The organism is Cobetia sp. cqz5-12 (assembly GCF_016495405.1).
Taxonomy (GTDB): domain Bacteria; phylum Pseudomonadota; class Gammaproteobacteria; order Pseudomonadales; family Halomonadaceae; genus Cobetia.
Genome location: NZ_CP044522.1, coordinates 1,436,926 through 1,454,941, shown reverse-complemented (window position 1 = coordinate 1,454,941; position 18,016 = coordinate 1,436,926). Strand labels below are relative to the sequence as shown.

Genomic DNA, 18,016 nt, shown 5'->3' with positions numbered 1-18,016 from the left:
ATGACTGGGCGACGAGCAAGCCGGACAGATGTCAGATCCTGCAGCGATCGGAACCGGCAGGCCGCGTATTTCTGACAGAAAGTTTGCCCGCAAACTATTAAGGCAGGCTTAAGTGAAGCGCAGATGACAACCGCCAATGCAAGAAGCCCCCGTCGCGCTGGGCGACGGGGGCTTCAATGCAAAGACATGCTTGAGTCGAAGACTCTCTAGATACGGCTATGACAGGCGCTTCACTTTCCTCGCCAGTGATCCCGTCCCCACTGCCGACGCTGGTCAGGCGTGAGATACGACCAGGCCACGAAGCGGCTGACCTTCTGCCCCTGGGACATCTCGACCACCCTGATCTCGCTGGCGCCACTGCACTTGAGCGCTTTCCTGATACCGGTCAGGCTCGCGGAATGCGCGACCAGCGAGGTGAACCACAGGCACTGCGAGGCGACATTGCGGCTCTCCTGGATCATGCGGGTGACGAAGGCTTCTTCCCCGCCCGGGCACCAGAGCTCGGCCGCCTGCCCCGCGAAATTCAGCGCTGCCGCGTTGCGTGCCCCGCCCTTGCGTGAGGCATTGCCGCGCTGCCGACGCGACTTGTCGAGCCCGCGCCATTTGCGCTGCGATTCCCGCGCCATATCGGCTTCGCTGGCATGGAACGGCGGATTGCACAGCACCAGATCAAAACGCTCATCCGCGCCCCAGATACCAGCGAAGTGTCGCGTGCGATCAGCCTGCAGACGCACCTTGATCTGGCCCTTGAGGCGCAGATTGGCGCTCACAATCGCGCGAGCCGAGTCGATCGCCTGCGTGCTGATATCACTGCCGACCATCTGCCAGCCAAAGCTGCGATTGCCCAGCAAGGGATAGATGAGGTTGGCGCCGGTGCCGATATCCAGCGCGCGCACCTGCTCACCCGCCGGCAGCTGACCACCGTTCGCTTCACTGATCAGGTCCGCCAGATAATGCAGATAATCGGCGCGCCCGGGGATCGGCGGACACAGATAGCCGGCGGGAATGTCCCAGTGGACGATGCCGTAGTGGCGACTCAACAACGCCCGATTGAGCGCCTTGACAGCCACGGGATCGGCGAAGTCGATGGACTCGCTGCCAGCAGGTGTCTTGATCACGAAAGCCGCCAGTGCCGGGCTCGCCTTGACCAGCGCGGCCATGTCATAGCGCCCACGATGCGGGTTGCGAGGGTGCAGCTGCCCCTTGCGAGCCGGCGTCACCTTGATGGCAGGCGTCTTGAGGGAAGGCGCCTTGGCCGCGCTGGTCTTCTCGCGGGCGGTCGAATCACGACGGTCAGCCGAGGCGGCCTGCTGACGCCTGTCAGCCGAGTCGTGTCGGGAGGATGCGCCGGACTTGGCGAGGGAAGCACCGCGTGGGCGGCGCGAAGACGAGGACATGACGACATACCGGACAATGACAGGGACCGCCATCTTACCAGAGGGCGCCGATCAACACAGACCGCTGCCACTCAGGATGCTACCTATCAGGACAGGTCGCTGCCGATCAACGCCGCGCGCGAGTTGGCGCGCTGATCGACCCGACGCGTCTGGGCACGACGTGCCGTGGCGCGCTCGATGCTCAGCGGGCAATTGCTGCAGTAGCCCAGGCACTCGATGCGATAACGCACGCAGCACACCTTGCGTGGCGTATGCCGTTCGCCATGGCGGTCCATCACGTCGCTGACCGGCTGATAGAGCGGGTTGCGTCGCCCGTCGGCCAGAATTCTGGTCGCCATCAGCTGACGTGCCGGCGCCGCCTGCGCGACCCAGCCCTGCTCTTCCAGCATGCCGACGATATAGACGAAGTAATGTGCCGCGTTGCTCCAGAAGACCTTGGGCCCCAGCGCAGTGTGCGGCACGAGGCGCTCGATGACGGCCTCAAGATGCGCCAGGTAGCCCTGGAAGCGCGCCTGAAGACGCGTCGCCTCATCGGCTGCCTCGATCTCCGCCGCAAGACTTGCCCCCTGCCCCGCCGCATCATCGAGTATCAGCTGCGTGACAACGCCATGCTCGCCAAGGCGCAGCGAAAGATGCCGCAGCTCCAGCGGCAGTTGATGATCCAGCAGCAGGTTGGCCGCCAGCGGCAGCGATACCATCGAGGACAGCAGATACTTGGACCACTGGGAGAGCAGCGCCTGCTCATCGGGGGCGCTGTGGTCAGAGGTGGCATCTACCGGGCCGGTCTCGTACTGCATGCCATGCGCGGCGATGCACGCTGCCAGCCACCCGGGACTGAGCACATCGCGCGCCGGCACGACACGCTGGAGCGACACCTCATCGCCTGCCTGCACCTGAGCGTAGGTAGTGATCAGGTCCCGATAGGCAACCATCGGACCGGCAAAGAGCGGGGAAAGCGCGTCGATCATCGGGAAGCTCGCAGACGTGAAGAAACAGACAGTGCCTCACATACTAACGAAAACTATTAGCATTTGCATATCAAAAAAGCATGATGAACCTGCAGAGCTTGCAACAGGCTCGTCTGCGCTCAGAGCCTGCCATCCCGACACAGCCGACGACGCACCCAGGCATCGTAGACTCGCGTCAACACCGGTTCGATTAGCGGCCGCGTGATCAGCCACCCCAGCCATGAAAGGCCGGGGATGCGCGCCAGCAGCAGGCGATACGCCGACATGCCCTCACGGATCTGCCCTTGCGCTGTCTCGACGTGCAACGACAGCAATGCCTGCTTGAGGCCGATGCCGCGAGCGGCGAGATGCTCGGCGTTATCCGTCGCATCCCACCACTCGACGTTGGCGTCTTCGCGCGACAGCCGCTCATAACGGGCCCGTTCACGACGACACACCGGGCAGCGCGCATCGTAGTAGATCCTGATGAGTGGCAAACCGTCACGCTGAGGTCGCTGGCTGGCGGTATCCGACATGCTGGCCTCCCTCTTGTGATGAGTGTGCGCGGTACGCACTCAATGAGCGTTCAGAGCACCATCAGATCAGGACGCCGCGCCGATGCGGTCGGAATATTCCTTGTCTTCATAGCGATGCAGCGGCGCGTCCTCGGTGCAATCCGGGCTGGTCTGGAAGGTCTTGCGCACATCGAGTACGCCCAGACTCTGGATGGTGCGGCGCCCCAGCAATACCGGGTAATTCATGCCGTCACGATCGCGCAGACTGAACTGCTCTTCGTAACGCTCGCCGCCCATGCACAGCGTCATCAGCACCACCGGGCGCGTATCGCGCCCGCCAGCACCGGACACCGTCAGGTCGCGATACAGGGGGCGCTCGAAGGTATTCTCGACCTTGTCACCATTGGCTTCATCCTCGACTTCCACATCGAAACGCACCCACTCCTCGTCATCACGCTCGAAGGTCTCGATATTCTCGGCATGCATCGAGGAGGTCAGCGCGCCGCTATCCAGCTTGGCCTTCACCATCACGCCCCACGGCTCGATGGTCGCCTTTTCCACCCAACCGAAGACCTTGTCGTCTGCCGCCTGGGCTACGGCTGGCACGGCAAGCGAGGCAATCAAGCCGACACCGGCAAATTGACGGGCGGCGCGCGCAAGGGATGTAGCAGCGTGTCTCGACATGGTGACTCCTGGGAAAAGTGGCGACATTGCAAGGCAATGCCCGACATCCTTCACCATGGAGGCTTGCGGCAAGGTTAACAAGGCGTGAGGACACACCCTCGCCTGTCCCCCTGTCCCGTCCCCTGCCCCCTGCCCCCTGTCCGGCGCAAGCAACAGACGGTTGCGAGAAGGCGATGACAAGCCACCCTTGATATGGCGCGCTCCCCCCACCAGCTATCAAGGAGGGTCGCGCCACCAGCGTACTGCTATCAGCGTATTGCTCTCGACGCACGGCCATCTGCGACATCCACTCGACGGAGGTCACCATGCAAGACCTGTTACGTGAGTCACTTTCCCACTGGAGCCTGCTGCTGTGCTGGCTGTTGCTGATGGTACCGGCGCTGATATGGGTCGTGCGTGACCTGACCACGAAGAATGCCCATCTGGCCCCGATGATGAAATGGGTGTGGGGGTTGACCACGCTCTACTCGGGTGTGGTGGGGCTGCTGGTCTATCGTTTCGCCGGACGCCGCCAGATCGCCGCCAACGGTGATGCCCGCAAGGGCCTGAGAAGCGTCGCGCACTGCTACTCGGGCTGCGGACTGGGGGAATTCGTCGGCGTCAGCCTGGCGGTGGGCCTGTTGGCCATGGGCAATATCTCTACCGCGATCATCACCTTCCTCTTCGCCTACCTGTTCGGCTTTTTGCTGACGGTCGGCCCGATGCTGCAGGGCGGCAGTGATGACAAGCCACAGGTGATTCGTGATGCTTTTAAGAGCGAGACGGCCTCCATCGCGGTGATGGAGGTGGTGGCGATTTCCGTGGACCTCTGGCTTGCGGGCGGTGCCGGCATGCACCAGCCGCTGTTCTGGAACTCGCTGATCATTTCCCTGAGCCTGGGGCTGCTCGCCGCCTGGCCAGTCAACATCTGGTTGGTGAAGCATGGTGTCAAGGGTGGCATGGCGGACCCACGCGAGACGGACCCGCAAGCGCAGCACCACGCGCACTGCTGAAGCGCGCTGCCAAGACGCGCAAACTATCGAGACGTGCAGAGCGTCGAGACATGAAAAAGCCCCGCCGGCATGCCGACGGGGCTTTTCTCTGACTGAGCTTTCACACTGACTTTCGCATCCCTGTCAGCGCGATGCCGTCAGTCGCATCACGTTCAAGATGCTGACTTAGACGAACTCGCCGTTGTGATAGACCTGCTGCACGTCTTCACAATCATCCAGCAGCTCGAGCATCTTGTTGAGCAGCTCGGCATCATCGCCGCCGACTTCGGTGTGAATCTGCGGAATGAAGCTGATCTCATCGACTTCGAAGTCGAGATCTTCACCGTAGATGTCGGTCAGTGCGCCCTTGGCCTTGAAGTGCTCGGTGGTCGGGGTCAGCACGGTGATGATGCCGTCGTCGAGCTCGATGTCACTCACATCGACATCGGCTTCCATCAGCGCTTCCAGGACCTTTTCCTCGTCCTCTTCCGCGCCCTTGAAGGCCAGGATGGCGCGGTGGTCGAACATGTGCGACACCGAACCCTGCGCGCCCAGCTTGCCCTTGCCCTTGTTGAAGCAGGTGCGGACCTCGCCGAAGGTGCGGTTGTTGTTGTCGGTCAGACAATCAACGATGACCATGACGTTGCCCGGACCAAAGCCTTCATAGCGCGCCAGAGCGAAGTCTTCACCGCCAGTGCCCTTGGCCTTGTCGATCGCCTTGTCGATGACGTGAGTCGGCACCTGGTCCTTCTTGGCCTTCTCGATGAGACGACGCAGGCTCAGGTTGCCGTTGGGGTCGAGGCCACCGCTCTTGGCCGAGACGTAAATCTCGCGCCCGTAACGTGAATACACGCGTGCCTTGTTGAGAGAGGTACGCGCCATTGATTCTTTACGGTTCTGGAATGCTCTTCCCATGCAAGTCGACTCTTGTCCGCCTGAATTCAAATGCCCTTGCGACCATGTCGCGGGACCTGAAGCAGCATCGGCCTCCTGGCCGACGCCGCAACGCTGTGACGAATAGTAACGCAGACAACGCCGTACGTCGCCATCCCTGCCGGGTCTTGCGCGTTGAGCGCAGCGCACCACGATGGGCAAGGCAACTCATGCATGCCGCTGGCCGTCACAGACAGTTGGTCGGCTTGGGCAGTCCGGCGATACGCGCGCCCACCTTGGGCGGGCTGTCCGGAAACAGCCGCATCAGATGCAGCGAGCGGCCCTTGTCGGGGCCAAACCGCTGGGTCATCGCCTTGCTCAGCGGGCGCATGGCCGGCGAGAGCGAGAAGCGCTGATAGAAGTCGCGCAACACCTCGATCACCTCCCAGTGCTCCGCCGTCAGCTCACGCCCCTCCTCGGCGGCCAGCATTTCCGCCAGCGCCGGGCTCCAGTCATCCAGTTCGACCAGATAGCCTTCTGCATCCAGTCCGATATCACGCCCATCAAGCGTCAGTGTGCGCACCGTTTCACTACTGGCCATACAGATCCTGATTCACTGTCTTGCATGAAAATTGAAAGGGAGAGACGCCTGGCGCCTCAGAACCAGCTGACGGTCTTGTCAGCGGCCTCGGTCAGGGCGACGAAACCGTCGACGTCGACCACGATGACGTTCTCGGCGCAGCGCCCCAGCAGGCCGCGGGACTCGAGATCTTCACGCAACGCGAACAGCCGCCCCTCAAGCCCGGCAAGGTGCTGCTCGGCGTTGTCGAGGGCGCCATTGACGCCATCCTCGATCAACAGCAGCTGATCTTCCGGGCCCATGGCATTGAGCACATCATCATGGATGCGGCTGGAGAATGGCGAACGGTTGAGTAGATGTAGATTCATGCAATTATCCAGGCAGGGGAAGCTGGGACTGCCACTGGCCATCAATGGAGAGATATCAATGACATGGCATCAGGAAACTGATGCGAGCATATCAGTCGCCAGCGTTGGCGGCAGTGACGTGTCAGAAGCTCAGCACGCGCGAGAACGCGGTCGTCAGCGCAACCACCTCGTCGTGCTCAAGCAGCGTGACCGGCAACAGCGTGACGTCCTTCGCTGTCAGGCCCCGTGCGCGCAGCGCCGCCGCATCGACATAGCAGCGCTCGACGTCATACATCTCAAGCGCCGCCAGCAGGTTGTCACTGCCCTTCTGCCCCAGCGGCCCGACCTGCTGTCCCTCCAGCAGCGCCATCACGCCATCGCCGGTGAACAGAAGCCCGACCTCGCGCCCGAAGGCCGCCGCGACCATCGCCGCCTCCAGGCCCTCGCGCAGCCAGCTGCTGCCATGCGGGCCATGACGCAACATGACCAGCAGATCACCGGCGGCTATTCCGGCGTCATCGCCGGCCAGGGGCGCCGTCATCACATCGCTCATGGTCTGCTCCTCACTCGATAAGTAGCGTCATCATCAGTGACGACAAGAAATGACGTCATGCAAAGGTGATCAGGTGGTCATTGTCCAGCGTCGCCTCGACCAGCTGGCCCAGCCCCGTCAGCTCGAACGGCGCCTCGAGGGTGTGCCCCTGCTTGCCATGCCGCGCCGCTTCGCGCTCATCGAGCATGCCGCGTCTCAGGCCCGCCGCGACACACACCTGCAGGCGGGTGGCGTGATTCTCGGCAAGCGACAGCCAGCGATCACGCAGATGCGGCTCGTCCTGGGGCGGCGCCATCATGTTGGCGGCGTTGTAGACGCCATCGTGATAGAAGAACACCGTGGTCAACTGATGGCCGCGCGCCAGCAGGGCATCGGCAAAGCGCAGCGCCGAATGACTGGCCTGCTGGCTGTAGGGGCCGCCGTAGACGGCCAGAGCATAACGCATGCGAACCTCGTGTGACTGCTCATGAATGGGCGCCATTCTAGCGCGAGTCACGCCACCTGACACCCGAACGCAAACGACCCCGCCGAGGCGGGGTCGTTTGCAGGTCTCATGCTCCTTCGCTTGACGATCAATCGTCGGAAGCGAAGCCCAGCAGTGCCAGCAGGCTGACGAACATGTTGTAGATGGAGACGTACAGGCTCACCGTCGCCAGCAGGTAGTTGGTCTGCCCGCCGTGGATGATCTGGCTGGTCTCGAACAGGATCGCCGCGGAGGCGAACAGCACGAAGCCGGCGGAGACAGCCAGTGCCAGGCCGCTGATGTTGAAGATCATCGCTGCCAGCATCGCCAGAATCAGCACGATGGCGCCGGCGAACAGGAAGTTGCTGAGGAACGAGAAGTCCTTGCGCGTCACCAGTGCCACCGCGGACAGGCCGGCGAAGGTGATGCCGGTCATGCCGAGCGCGGTCATCACCAGCTGGCCGCCGTTGGGCAGGCTCAGATAGGCATTCAGTACCGGGCCGAGCGTGAAGCCCATGAAGCCGGTGAAGGCGAAGGTCGCGAAGATGCCGGCGGTGGAGTTCGCGGTCTTGTGGACCAGGAACATCAGGCCGTAGGCACCGATCAGCAGCACGAAGATGTTCATGCGGCCGACGCCCATGCTCATCGCCACGCCAGCGGTCAGCGCGGAGAACAGCAGCGTCATTGCCAGCATCATGTAAGTGTTGCGCAGTACCTTGTGAGTACTGAGCGAGCGGCTCGCGGTATCCTGCGAGACCTGCCAGGAGCTGTTAGCCATGGTGTCTATCCTCAGGTTGCTACGATGGATTCATCGATTTGACCCCAGCATGCCCTCAGGGGTTTGCCTAATCAAGAGACAGAACGATGAAAAGCCCTATTGAGGCAACCATCCGGCGCGTGCAAGGCAACGACATCGTCAGTCTCCGCAGCCATTGTGGCATGTGCGACCTTTCAAGCATCTGAACGACAAGGAAATTTACGCCAAGTCCTTGACCCTGACTGAAAAATCCGTAGTATTTCATCCCGTGAGTCGGAGGGATGGCAGAGCGGTTGAATGCACCGGTCTTGAAAACCGGCGTAGGTTAATAGCCTACCCAGGGTTCGAATCCCTGTCCCTCCACCACCTTGATTCCGAAAGCCCCGTCTACCCCAGGTAGGCGGGGCTTTTTCGTGGGCATGATTCCTGATCTGAGTCATGACCTGATTAATGGTCTGGTACCAGCAGGCGGCTTCCGGCGGCCTCACCCCGGCGCAATCCTGCTGCAAGTGATTGTCCACGATGGCTTTTCCGAATATTTTTCTTCACCTACCTCTTGCTATTCTCATCAGGTTCGGTAGTATTTCGCTCCGTGAGTCGGAGGGATGGCAGAGCGGTTGAATGCACCGGTCTTGAAAACCGGCGTAGGTTAATAGCCTACCCAGGGTTCGAATCCCTGTCCCTCCACCACCTTGAATTCCGAAAGCCCCGTCTACTTCAGGTAGGCGGGGCTTTTTCATTGTTGCCGCGCAGCGCCCATCGCCGCCACTTCGCACCCTGCCTGAGCAGCGATGGCCAATGATGCGCCGGGCCGTCAGCGGACTTTCGGCTACAGTGAGCATCACTGCGCCAGACATTCCTTGCCGCAGAATGTGCGCCTGCCCCTCCCCCTTAGACAAGTCGAGACACCATGCCATTTTCTGCCCTTGGTTTGAGCGATTCCATCGTCAAGGCCGTCACCGAGCAAGGCTACCAGACCCCGACTCCCATCCAGGAGAAGGCGATCCCCGTCGTGCTGGCCGGTGACAACCTGATCGCCGCCGCCCAGACGGGTACCGGCAAGACGGCAAGCTTCGTGCTGCCCATCCTGCAGACCCTGCAACAGGCACCCAAGGTGCGCGCCAAGCGCGTACATGCCGTCATCCTGACGCCGACGCGGGAGCTGGCGATTCAGGTCGAAGACAACATCCAGCACTACGCCCGGTATCTGGAAGTCAGCTCCATGGCGATGTATGGCGGCGTGGAGATCGAACCCCAGCAACAGCGCCTGATCGAGGGCGTGGACATCCTGGTGGCGACGCCTGGCCGCCTGCTGGACATGCTGACCCGCCGCGCGATCCACCTCGACGAGACACGTACCCTCGTCATCGATGAAGCGGACCGCATGCTCGACATGGGCTTCATCGCCGACATCAACAAGATCGTCGAGAAGTTGCCCAGAGAGCGTCAGAACCTGCTGTTCTCGGCCACGCTCTCGGCTCAGGTGCGCGTGCTCGCCAAGACCGCGGTGATGGACGCCGTCGAGATCATGATCGCTCCGGAGAACGTCACCGCGCCGGATATCAGCCAGTATCTGATCACGGTCGACAAGGAGCTCAAGTCCGCCCTTCTGAGCCATCTGATTCACGAGAAGCAGTGGCAGCAGGCGTTGATCTTCATCGAGACTAAGCGTGGCGCCGCCAAGCTGGTCAGTCAGCTGGAGAAGCGTGACATCGCCGCCGAGTCCTTCCACAGCGGTCGCAGCCAGGCAATGCGCGAGCAGCTGCTGGCCGACTTCAAGGCCGGCACCATCAAGTATCTCGTGGCTACCGGCGTTGCCGCGCGGGGCATCGACATCGATGATCTGCAGCGCGTGGTCAACTATGACCTGCCGGACGCCGCCGAGGATTATGTCCACCGCATCGGGCGTACCGGCCGTGCCGGGGCCAGCGGTGAAGCCATATCGCTGGTCTCGCGTGATGACTTCCGCAACCTGTGCGCCATCGAGCAACACCTGGGCTATTTCGTGACGCGCGAAGTCGTGGAAGGCTTTGCGCCCAAGCTCGCGGTACCGGCCTCGAACAGCGACTACGCCCCCAAGTCCGCAAACAAGAGCCGTCGTCGCCAGCCCAACCGCCGCTGACACCCCTCAGGGCAAGCCTGATGACGCCCTGACACGAGCACGCCCCCGGAGACATGAACGTCATTCTCCGGGGGCGTGCCGGGTTGTATACCAAGCTTTGTGCTCAAAGCACTGTGCTCAAAGTACCGTGCGCAAAGTACTGTGCACAAAGCCCCATGCGCAGAGTAGCGCTCAATTGATGGCGGCGATGCCCGGCCCGCCCACGGGCCCCAGCCGGGTGTCACTGACGAAGCCATTGCCGCCATCCTGCTTGGCGCGGAACAGATTGACGTCAGCCTTGGCGATCAGGCCTTCCAAGTCCTTGTCGCCGGACTGACGCTGGGCGACACCGATCGACAGATTGACATCCAGACTGTTGAGGCCGTCATTGATGACGAACGGCAACGCCGAGGCGCCCTTGCACAGACGCTCTGCCACTTGATCGACGCGCTCGCCATGCAGCCCCGGGCACAACAGCACGAATTCCTCGCCGCCATAGCGCCCGACCAGGTCCTCCCCGCGCAGGATGCTGCGCATGCGCCGCACCAGCTCCTTGAGCACCTGATCGCCGGCCTGGCGACCCCAGGTCTCGTTGATCAGCGCCAGATGGTCGACATCCACCATCATCACGCTCAGCGCTCCATTGTTGATCAACATGCCACGTCCGCTGTCGACCAGCTCCGCGCGACTCAGGGCGCCGGTCAGCGCATCGAAGCGCCCTCCCGTCTCGAAACGCTGCTGCAGGCGCTCCACCGACCAGCCCATCTGCACCAGCACCAGCGTGAAGAAGAGGGTCAAGACGCCCAGATTGATGATGCGAAATGCCAGCATCCAGCCGGCGGGCAGCGGATTGATCGGCCCTTCCAGCATCAGGATGATATAGGCCAGTAGCGGCATGCTCAGGCAGGCGGCACACAGTAGAACGCGCCGCATGAACGACGTGCGGATCGAGTAGATGCACAGCAAGGCGCCGAAGTAGAAGTAGTCGAACCCGGCTTCCGAGCCGAAATAGCGCAACGAAAAGCTGATCTGCGCGCAGGTGCCCAGCGCCATCAGCGTGGCCGCCAGGGCTTCACGGCGAGCACGATGCAGTTGCAGGCAGACCAGATCGACGATCAGCATCGCCAGATTCAGGGCCAGAATGCCCATCTCGCCCAGCCACAACAGCAGGATGGCGTAGAGCAGATGGCAGCTGACCGCCAGCACATAGACCACGTTGAAGGTGGCATGAAAGGTCTTCTCATCCGCCGTAAGCCCTGGCGGGAATTTCTCGAATCGCCGCAGAAAGCCCGCGAGATGAGGATGTGGGCTGGCCATGTAGTCACCTCCTTGTCGCTGGCCACAACCGGTGGCCAGACGCTGTCACGGACAGATCGGCCTGACATCAACAGAGTACGATATTGATGAGTCCAAACACGACGCCCCCATTACACGCAGTGCAATGGGGGCGTCATAGTGTGTGAAGCTCAGGCCCAGACACGGATTGAGATCAAGGCTCAGTGCAGTCGCAGGCCGACCTTGGTGATGCGATTGCCTTCCACCTCGTTCACCACCCAGTGGATGCCATGCCAGTCGACATCGTCGCCGACCACCGGCACCCCGCCGACTCGACGGGTGATGAACTCGGCGATGGTCAGGTGCTGCTCGCCCTGGGAGAGCGTCAAGCCGTAGACATCGGCGATGTCCTGCATGTTGGCATCGCCTTCCAGCGTGAAGGTCCCGAAGAAGGCGCGTTGCTCGTGCTGCAGACTCTCGCCATTGAACATGCGGTTGAGGCTCGGCACATCACAGGAGCGCCCCACCACGCACAGCACATCCTGCTGATGCAGACAGGTGCTGCCCTTGGGATGGATCAGCACCTTGTTGCGGAACAGCGCCCCGACCTTGGCCCCCGACGGGAAGCGCAACATGCGCAGCGCCACGCCTTCCAGCGCCGTGTTGTCGACGCGATAGACCAGCATCTCGTAATCATTGACCGGCATGATACCGAGCAGGTTGCGGCGGCTGGGCTGTGCGCCCGGCGGCACCACCACCCTCAGCTTGCGCGCCATCGGTGCCAGCGACGAGCCCTGCACCAGCAGCGAGATGATGACCACGAAGAAGGCGACATTGAAGTAGAGACCGGCATTCTCGACCCCGGTGATCACCGGGAAGATCGCCAGCACGATCGGCACCGCTCCTCGCAGCCCGACCCAGCTGATGAACCACAGCTCGCGCCAGCGGAAGCGGAAGAACGGCTTGAGACACAGGATGACCGCCAGCGGGCGCACCACCAGAATCAGCGCCACGCTGAGGATGGCGGCCGGCAGCGCGAACTGCAGCATGGTCGAGGGCGAGACCAGCAGGCCCAGCATCAGGAACAGCACGATCTGCGAGAGGTGCGCCAGGCCATCATGCACCGGCAGGATGTGCTCCAGGTGGCGGCCGGGGTGATTGCCGATCATCAGGCCGCACAGATAGATGGCGAGGAAACCGCTGCCGCCCATCTCGTTGGTGGTGGCGAACAGGCTCAAGCCCAGCGCCAGCGCCAGCAGCGAGTAGAGGCCGGGCGCAAGATCCAGGTAGCGCATCAGGCGGGCGATCAACCAGCCGCCGGCGATCCCCATGGCGGCACCGACACCGAACTGCAGCAGGAAGCTCATGATGCCCGACGCGACGCCGGAGAGCTGACCTGTCAGGATCTCGGCCAGCGTGATGGTCAGGAAGATCGCCATCGGATCGTTGGTGCCGGACTCGATTTCCAGCGTCGCACCGACACGCTCATTGAGGTGAACGCCCTGGCCGCCCAGTAGCGAGAAGACCGCCGCGGCGTCGGTGGAGCCGACGATGGCCCCGACCAGCAGGCCTTCGATCAGGGTGAGGTCAAACAGCCACATGGCCAGAAGCCCCACCAGGCCGCTGGTCATGAAGACCCCGACGGTGGCCAGTACCAGCGCCGGTTTCAGGCCGGCACGAAACGTGGACAGCCGTGTGCGCAGGCCGCCATCGAGCAGGATGAGCGCCAGCGCCAGATTGCCGATCATGTAAGCGGATGAGGCGTCGTCGAACTGGATGCCCAGCACGCCATCTTCACCCGCCAGCATGCCAAGGCCGAGGAACAGCAGTAGCAGCGGCATGCCAAGACGCGCCGAGACACGGCTGGCCAACACGCTCAAGGCGATCAGCGTGCCTGCCAGCAAGAAATAATAATTCAGGTTCTCTACCACGAGTGCTCCCCCGCCAAGCCCTACATCAGATCTCGAGTGACGTCCATGACGACTCACCCACAGTATTCCATGTCAGCGATGGGGCTGCAGAGAAATTTCACACCTTTCATGTACTTGCAGTGTGCAGCACGCCGATTTCACGCCAGGCTGCGCGGCGAGACCCAGGCAGGGGCTGCCGCAAGCTCAGCATAGGACCGCGGACCGAAGGCCTCCATCGCCCACAACAGCGCACGACACAGCTCACGCTGGCCATCGAGATCGATCATGCGTCCATGACGCGAATAGCCCTTCATGAAGGCCTGACGCTGCTCCGGCGTTTCCAGCAGCAACTCCACCAGCGCCCAGTCGAACTCGATCGGCGCCCACACCAGCGCCTCCCAATCGCTCCACACCCAGCCGGTGGCGGCGCACAGATATTGATCGGCGCGCATGTCCGGCAGACACCACACCGCGCGGGTCGGCGCCGGGAAGGTGCGCTTGAGCAGCGTGCCGAGTTCCGCGCGACGCGGGTGATGGGCGAGAAAGCGCGTGACGCGAGTATTCCAGTGCAATAGCGGCATCGGCTGCGCCAGCGGCTGACCGAAACCCGACACCGTGTCCTGATGCAGGCGACCGAGCTGATCGCCCAGCAGCTCACAGAAGGTGATACTGAGATCACTCGGCTGACCGCTGGACCACGGCAGATGCCAGATGGGCGCGCCATCGAGACGCCCCAGAAAGGTCAGGGGCAGCGGCGGAATCGGCAGGCGCGCGGGCAAGGCGCCCGCCAGTCGCGTCAGGCCATCCGGGGTCGCCCAGCGATCGGCGCCGAAGACCCCGCGCATGGCGCGCCAGAAGGGATCATGGTCTGGCCCGGTGCGCGCCAGCTTGATGAGGCCGGGCGTGCCGCCACGCTGGCGCCATAGCCAGTTGGCGCTATCCGGCCAGGCAAGAGCCAGTGGTTCGAGCGGTTGGCCCAGATAGGTCGAGAGCCGTCGGGTCAGTGACTCCTCGGGCCAGCCCCTGGGTACGGGACGCGGCTCGCCCACGGCCTCAGTCGTACTCGGCCGCTGCGGGGGAACGGGATAACTGGAACAGGTCGAGAGATCCGGTGTGTCGGGCATGATGATCTCCTTGGGCTACACGTCTTGTTACAGTAATGCTCAGCATACCCAAGGCGTGGCACATCGGCATAGTCCGTTTCGCACGCCGCCACTGCCCTGCCCACCTGAGCCGGCCCCTGACCCGCGTCGGACAAGACACCGGCAAGAGACTGACGTTACACTGTCGGTCTGGATGGGGGTGCCCGAGGATGGGCTGAGAGCCGCAGCGATACGTCGCGCGACAACCCCTGGAACCTGATCCGGTTGATACCGGCGGAGGGAATCCCCGACGCGTGCCCTGCACGGCGCGTCACCTGCTTCCTCCTGCCGGCACGCCGCCCGACCACGGAATTGCCTGTGTCGCTGGGACTCACCCTCAACAACGCACGAATCGATTACGCCGGCCACACGCTGTTCCGCGATATTTCCGCGCGTCTGGAGGCCGGTAGCTGGACGGCACTGTTGGGGCGCTCCGGCTGCGGCAAGAGTTCGCTGCTGCGCCTGCTGGCCGGCCTGGAGATGTCAGACCTCCACCAGCTCGATCTCGCCACCGATGACGGTCAGCCGCTGACCGACCGCGTGGCCTGGATGGCCCAGCAGGACCTGCTGCTGCCGTGGCGGCGCGTCATCGACAACCTGTGGCTGGGCGATGACCTGCGCCGGCGGCCACGCAATCGCGAACTTGCCCATGAACTTCTGGCCGCGGTCGGGCTTGAGGGCCGTGAGCAGGCCTGGCCGGACGCTCTCTCCGGCGGCCAGCGCCAGCGCGTCGCCCTCGCCCGCACGCTCTACCAGCAGGCGCCGGTCGTGATGATGGATGAGCCGTTCTCGGCGGTGGATGCCATCACCCGTCTGGAGCTGCATGATCTGGCCAGCCGCCTGCTCAAGGGCCGCACCGTCCTGATGGTGACCCATGACCCGCTGGAGGCATTGCGCCTCGCCGATCAACTGCTGGTGCTGCGCCCGTCGAGCCTCCCGGGCCACGGCGCCGAGCTGGAACGCCTGCCGGGGCTTGGCGCCGCACGCCCGGTGCCGCTGGATGACCCGGCCCTGCCACCGGCGCAGGCGCAACTGATCGCCCGCCTGCGTGATAGTGAGGAGGCCGCATGAAACGTCTGCACGCCATGCGTCACCTCGTCATCAGCGCGCTGCTCCTGCTGGGGCTTTGGCAGCTGATCATTGCCGTTACCGCCGTACCGCCCTACATTCTGCCCACGCCGCAGGCCGTGCTCGAGGTGCTGATCGAGAAGGCGCCGCTGCTGGCCCATCACGCTGGCGTCACCATCAGCGAGATACTGGCCGGGCTGGTGCTGGGCATTCTGCTCGGCCTTGCCACCGCGCTGGCGCTGGCCTTCATTCCCCGCCTGCGCCGCACGCTGCTGCCGATGCTGCTGATCAGCCAGGTGATACCGCTGTTCGCGATCGCGCCGCTGCTGGTGCTGTGGCTCGGCTATGACATGCTGTCCAAGGTGGTGATGGCGACGCTGATCATCTATTTCCCGGTCGCCTCCACCGGCTACGACGGCCTGCGCCAGACCCGACAGGGCTGGCTGGATCTTGCCCATACCCTGGGTGCCAGCCCATGGCGCCGACTGATCCACATCCAGCTGCCAGCCGCACTGCCGGCACTGGCCTCCGGCATTCGCATGGCCGCGACCGCCGCCCCCATCGGCGCCGTCATCGGGGAATGGGCCGGCGCCAGTCAGGGGCTGGGCTATCTGATGCTCAACGCCAACGCACGCATGGAGATCGACCTGATGTTCGCCGCCCTGCTGGTGCTGGTCGCCTTCTCCCTGCTGCTCTATTTCTCGCTGGATGCGCTGCTGCGTGCCCTGATGCCCTGGCACCGCGACCGACTGACACGTCTGAGCTGACACGCCGGGGCTGACACTCCTGGGTCAAGACGACTGGCCTTCGGATAGACACTGCATGACCGCATGACCGCATGACCGCAAGATCGCGTTACCGAAATACGCAACGACGCTCGACGCTCGGCGCTCGAACAAATTGCATGAGCCTGACGACTGCCGCTCACGAACGGCAGCACCACTACCCCGTGATCACAAGGAACTTCGCCATGTCTCTTTCGTCATCGGCGCCACGGCGCAAAGCGCAGCCGACACGCTCACCGCGTACCTCGCTGCTGTCCACCGCCTTCGCCACCCTGCTGACCACGCTGTGCCTGAGCAGCCTGCCAGTCACCGCCATATCGGCCCACGCCGCCGAGGCAGACCCCGCCACCAGCCCCCAGTCAGCGCCGGAAATCGTCGCTCAGCAGGCTGAAGTCGGAGTGAACGGCGACTCAGCCGCGTCTGCACCGGTGGCAAGCCAGGAAGCCGTGGAAGCGACCGCCGGCGCCGCCGAACAGGCCAAGAACGATGCTGAACCGGTCGCGGATGCCCCGCCAGCCGCCGGCGAGGAACAGAGCGCTGAAGCTGACTCGCAGGACGTCGCCGAGGACAACACCAAGGACACTGCCACCGCCGAGCAGCCGCTGACGCAGTTCAAGGTCATGCTCGACTGGTACACCAACCCCGGCCATGCCCCGCTGGTGCTGGCGCAGGAGCTGGGCCTGTTCAAGAAGCACGGCCTTGATGTCGAGCTGATCGCCCCTGCCGACCCGAGCGTGCCACCCAAGCTGGCTGCCGCCGAGCGCGTCGACATCGCCATCAGCTATCAGCCACAGCTGCACCTTCAGATCGACCAGGGCCTGCCGCTGGTACGTATCGGTACCCTGGTCGCCACCCCGCTGAATGTGGTGGTCGTGCGCGCCGACAGCGACATCCAGTCGATCGCCGATCTCAAGGGCAAGCGGGTCGGCTACTCGGTCGGCGGCGTCGAGGAAGTGCTGCTCTCCACCATGCTGCAGTACAGCGGTCTGACGCTGGATGACATCACGCTGACCAACGTCAACTTCTCGCTGACGCCGTCACTGCTGACGCGCAAGGTCGATGCCGTCACCGGTGCCTTCCGCAACTTCGAGCTGGCCCAGATGGCCCAGGAAGGCGTCAAGGGCCGCGCCTTCTACATCGAGGAAGAAGGCGTGCCGACCTATGACGAGCTGATCTTCGTCGCCAACAGCGACAGCTACGAGCGCAAGCAGGCACAGTACGCCGGCTTCCTCGCTGCCGTCGGCGAAGCCACTGCCTGGATCATCAACCACCCGGACCAGGGCTGGGAGATGTTCCGCGATTCCGACCCGGCCCTGGACACCGAGCTCAACAAGGAAGCCTGGTACGCCACCCTGCCGCGCTTCGCGCTGCGTCCTGCCGCGCTGGATGCCGGCCGCTACCGTGACTTCGAGAACTTCCTGTTCGAGCGTGGCATGATCAAGAAGCGCCAGTCGCTCAGCCACCTGGCCGTCGACGTCAACGCGCCCTGAGGCGTTGAGCGCCCAGCGCCATTGAAGCGCTGAGCGTTTGAGTGCCTTCCATGCAGAACGCCCCTGTCGGAGATTCCGACAGGGGCGTTCTGGTTTCTGGCCGACTTGATCAACTTGCTCTCTGCTTCCAGAGCTCTGTCTTTACCGCTCACTCTCGT

Annotated in this window: 18 protein-coding genes, 2 tRNA genes and 1 riboswitch; of the genes, 7 read left to right on the top strand and 13 right to left on the bottom strand. The window is 63.3% G+C overall.

Going from position 1 to position 18,016, the window contains the following annotated elements; translation table 11 throughout:
* Positions 1-230: 230 nt before the first annotated feature.
* The 4 genes from rlmF to rloA3 form a co-directional block, all read right to left on the bottom strand.
* The gene (gene rlmF / locus F8A90_RS06305) at positions 231-1,397 is read right to left on the bottom strand and encodes a 23S rRNA (adenine(1618)-N(6))-methyltransferase RlmF (RefSeq protein ID WP_200019415.1); all 1,167 of its coding nucleotides are present in this window, start codon (positions 1,395-1,397) and stop codon (positions 231-233) included.
* A gap of 86 nt (positions 1,398-1,483) precedes the next feature.
* Positions 1,484-2,365 carry a siderophore-iron reductase FhuF gene (fhuF, locus tag F8A90_RS06300; RefSeq protein WP_200019414.1) on the bottom strand — a complete coding sequence of 294 codons (882 nt, stop codon included), beginning with the start codon at positions 2,363-2,365 and terminating at the stop codon, positions 1,484-1,486.
* Positions 2,366-2,484: 119 nt separating this feature from the next.
* Positions 2,485-2,880, bottom strand: coding sequence for a thiol-disulfide oxidoreductase DCC family protein (locus F8A90_RS06295; RefSeq protein ID WP_200019413.1), 396 nt, complete (start codon positions 2,878-2,880; stop codon positions 2,485-2,487).
* A 66-nt stretch (positions 2,881-2,946) separates the two neighbouring features.
* Positions 2,947-3,543: a retropepsin-like aspartic peptidase RloA3 gene (rloA3, locus tag F8A90_RS06290; RefSeq protein ID WP_200019412.1), complete on the bottom strand. Its 597-nt coding sequence runs from the start codon at positions 3,541-3,543 to the stop codon at positions 2,947-2,949.
* Between the two features lie 305 nt (positions 3,544-3,848).
* Between rloA3 and F8A90_RS06285 the strand changes: the two genes are divergently transcribed.
* Positions 3,849-4,535 carry a DUF4396 domain-containing protein gene (locus F8A90_RS06285; RefSeq protein ID WP_200019411.1) on the top strand — a complete coding sequence of 229 codons (687 nt, stop codon included), beginning with the start codon at positions 3,849-3,851 and terminating at the stop codon, positions 4,533-4,535.
* Between the two features lie 165 nt (positions 4,536-4,700).
* Here F8A90_RS06285 and F8A90_RS06280 read toward each other — a convergent pair whose 3' ends face one another.
* The 6 genes from F8A90_RS06280 to F8A90_RS06255 form a co-directional block, all read right to left on the bottom strand.
* Positions 4,701-5,429 carry a YebC/PmpR family DNA-binding transcriptional regulator gene (locus F8A90_RS06280; protein ID WP_166019547.1) on the bottom strand — a complete coding sequence of 243 codons (729 nt, stop codon included), beginning with the start codon at positions 5,427-5,429 and terminating at the stop codon, positions 4,701-4,703.
* 205 nt (positions 5,430-5,634) lie between these two features.
* Positions 5,635-5,988 (bottom strand): TusE/DsrC/DsvC family sulfur relay protein, encoded by a 354-nt coding sequence (locus F8A90_RS06275; RefSeq protein ID WP_200019410.1) that lies wholly within the window; start codon positions 5,986-5,988, stop codon positions 5,635-5,637.
* Positions 5,989-6,044: 56 nt separating this feature from the next.
* Positions 6,045-6,335 (bottom strand): sulfurtransferase complex subunit TusB, encoded by a 291-nt coding sequence (tusB, locus tag F8A90_RS06270; protein WP_043335056.1) that lies wholly within the window; start codon positions 6,333-6,335, stop codon positions 6,045-6,047.
* A gap of 121 nt (positions 6,336-6,456) precedes the next feature.
* Complete coding sequence (gene tusC / locus F8A90_RS06265; protein WP_233593464.1) at positions 6,457-6,867, bottom strand: sulfurtransferase complex subunit TusC; 411 nt, start codon at positions 6,865-6,867, stop codon at positions 6,457-6,459.
* Positions 6,868-6,922: 55 nt separating this feature from the next.
* Positions 6,923-7,312, bottom strand: coding sequence for a sulfurtransferase complex subunit TusD (tusD, locus tag F8A90_RS06260; RefSeq protein WP_043335054.1), 390 nt, complete (start codon positions 7,310-7,312; stop codon positions 6,923-6,925).
* A 127-nt stretch (positions 7,313-7,439) separates the two neighbouring features.
* Complete coding sequence (locus tag F8A90_RS06255; RefSeq protein WP_043335052.1) at positions 7,440-8,108, bottom strand: Bax inhibitor-1/YccA family protein; 669 nt, start codon at positions 8,106-8,108, stop codon at positions 7,440-7,442.
* 254 nt (positions 8,109-8,362) lie between these two features.
* Between F8A90_RS06255 and F8A90_RS06250 the strand changes: the two genes are divergently transcribed.
* The 3 genes from F8A90_RS06250 to F8A90_RS06240 all read left to right on the top strand — a co-directional run bounded on the left by F8A90_RS06250 (position 8,363) and on the right by F8A90_RS06240 (position 10,209).
* Positions 8,363-8,453, top strand: a tRNA-Ser gene (locus tag F8A90_RS06250).
* 233 nt (positions 8,454-8,686) lie between these two features.
* Positions 8,687-8,777, top strand: a tRNA-Ser gene (locus F8A90_RS06245).
* Positions 8,778-8,997: 220 nt separating this feature from the next.
* Complete coding sequence (locus F8A90_RS06240; protein ID WP_200019409.1) at positions 8,998-10,209, top strand: DEAD/DEAH box helicase; 1,212 nt, start codon at positions 8,998-9,000, stop codon at positions 10,207-10,209.
* Between the two features lie 171 nt (positions 10,210-10,380).
* On the opposite strand, the gene F8A90_RS06235 is transcribed toward F8A90_RS06240, so the two are convergent.
* The 3 genes from F8A90_RS06235 to F8A90_RS06225 form a co-directional block, all read right to left on the bottom strand.
* On the bottom strand, positions 10,381-11,505 hold the full coding sequence (locus F8A90_RS06235) for a GGDEF domain-containing protein (RefSeq protein ID WP_200019408.1): 1,125 nt from the start codon (positions 11,503-11,505) through the stop codon (positions 10,381-10,383).
* 179 nt (positions 11,506-11,684) lie between these two features.
* The gene (locus F8A90_RS06230; protein WP_107335160.1) at positions 11,685-13,394 is read right to left on the bottom strand and encodes a potassium/proton antiporter; all 1,710 of its coding nucleotides are present in this window, start codon (positions 13,392-13,394) and stop codon (positions 11,685-11,687) included.
* Positions 13,395-13,531: 137 nt separating this feature from the next.
* Positions 13,532-14,497: a hypothetical protein gene (locus F8A90_RS06225; RefSeq protein ID WP_200019407.1), complete on the bottom strand. Its 966-nt coding sequence runs from the start codon at positions 14,495-14,497 to the stop codon at positions 13,532-13,534.
* A 164-nt stretch (positions 14,498-14,661) separates the two neighbouring features.
* Positions 14,662-14,775, top strand: a riboswitch (TPP riboswitch).
* A 58-nt stretch (positions 14,776-14,833) separates the two neighbouring features.
* Between F8A90_RS06225 and F8A90_RS06220 the strand changes: the two genes are divergently transcribed.
* The 3 genes from F8A90_RS06220 (at position 14,834) to F8A90_RS06210 (ending at position 17,858) form a co-directional block, all read left to right on the top strand.
* Positions 14,834-15,586, top strand: coding sequence for an ABC transporter ATP-binding protein (locus F8A90_RS06220; RefSeq protein ID WP_200019406.1), 753 nt, complete (start codon positions 14,834-14,836; stop codon positions 15,584-15,586).
* A complete protein-coding gene (locus tag F8A90_RS06215; RefSeq protein ID WP_043335042.1) occupies positions 15,583-16,350 on the top strand; it encodes an ABC transporter permease in 768 nt (255 codons plus the stop codon). Before F8A90_RS06220 ends, F8A90_RS06215 begins: the two co-directional genes overlap by 4 nt.
* Positions 16,351-16,553: 203 nt before the next feature.
* Positions 16,554-17,858: an ABC transporter substrate-binding protein gene (locus F8A90_RS06210; protein ID WP_233593463.1), complete on the top strand. Its 1,305-nt coding sequence runs from the start codon at positions 16,554-16,556 to the stop codon at positions 17,856-17,858.
* The last annotated feature ends 158 nt before the right edge of the window (positions 17,859-18,016 follow it).

Coding starts and splice junctions, on each gene's coding strand:
- rlmF (WP_200019415.1), bottom strand. CDS start 1,397: ATGTCCTCGTCTTCGCGCCGCCCACGCGGTGCTTCCCTCGCCAAGTCC.
- fhuF (WP_200019414.1), bottom strand. CDS start 2,365: ATGATCGACGCGCTTTCCCCGCTCTTTGCCGGTCCGATGGTTGCCTAT.
- F8A90_RS06295 (WP_200019413.1), bottom strand. CDS start 2,880: ATGTCGGATACCGCCAGCCAGCGACCTCAGCGTGACGGTTTGCCACTC.
- rloA3 (WP_200019412.1), bottom strand. CDS start 3,543: ATGTCGAGACACGCTGCTACATCCCTTGCGCGCGCCGCCCGTCAATTT.
- F8A90_RS06285 (WP_200019411.1), top strand. CDS start 3,849: ATGCAAGACCTGTTACGTGAGTCACTTTCCCACTGGAGCCTGCTGCTG.
- F8A90_RS06280 (WP_166019547.1), bottom strand. CDS start 5,429: ATGGGAAGAGCATTCCAGAACCGTAAAGAATCAATGGCGCGTACCTCT.
- F8A90_RS06275 (WP_200019410.1), bottom strand. CDS start 5,988: ATGGCCAGTAGTGAAACGGTGCGCACACTGACGCTTGATGGGCGTGAT.
- tusB (WP_043335056.1), bottom strand. CDS start 6,335: ATGAATCTACATCTACTCAACCGTTCGCCATTCTCCAGCCGCATCCAT.
- tusC (WP_233593464.1), bottom strand. CDS start 6,867: ATGAGCGATGTGATGACGGCGCCCCTGGCCGGCGATGACGCCGGAATA.
- tusD (WP_043335054.1), bottom strand. CDS start 7,312: ATGCGTTATGCTCTGGCCGTCTACGGCGGCCCCTACAGCCAGCAGGCC.
- F8A90_RS06255 (WP_043335052.1), bottom strand. CDS start 8,108: ATGGCTAACAGCTCCTGGCAGGTCTCGCAGGATACCGCGAGCCGCTCG.
- F8A90_RS06240 (WP_200019409.1), top strand. CDS start 8,998: ATGCCATTTTCTGCCCTTGGTTTGAGCGATTCCATCGTCAAGGCCGTC.
- F8A90_RS06235 (WP_200019408.1), bottom strand. CDS start 11,505: ATGGCCAGCCCACATCCTCATCTCGCGGGCTTTCTGCGGCGATTCGAG.
- F8A90_RS06225 (WP_200019407.1), bottom strand. CDS start 14,497: ATGCCCGACACACCGGATCTCTCGACCTGTTCCAGTTATCCCGTTCCC.
- F8A90_RS06215 (WP_043335042.1), top strand. CDS start 15,583: ATGAAACGTCTGCACGCCATGCGTCACCTCGTCATCAGCGCGCTGCTC.
- F8A90_RS06210 (WP_233593463.1), top strand. CDS start 16,554: ATGTCTCTTTCGTCATCGGCGCCACGGCGCAAAGCGCAGCCGACACGC.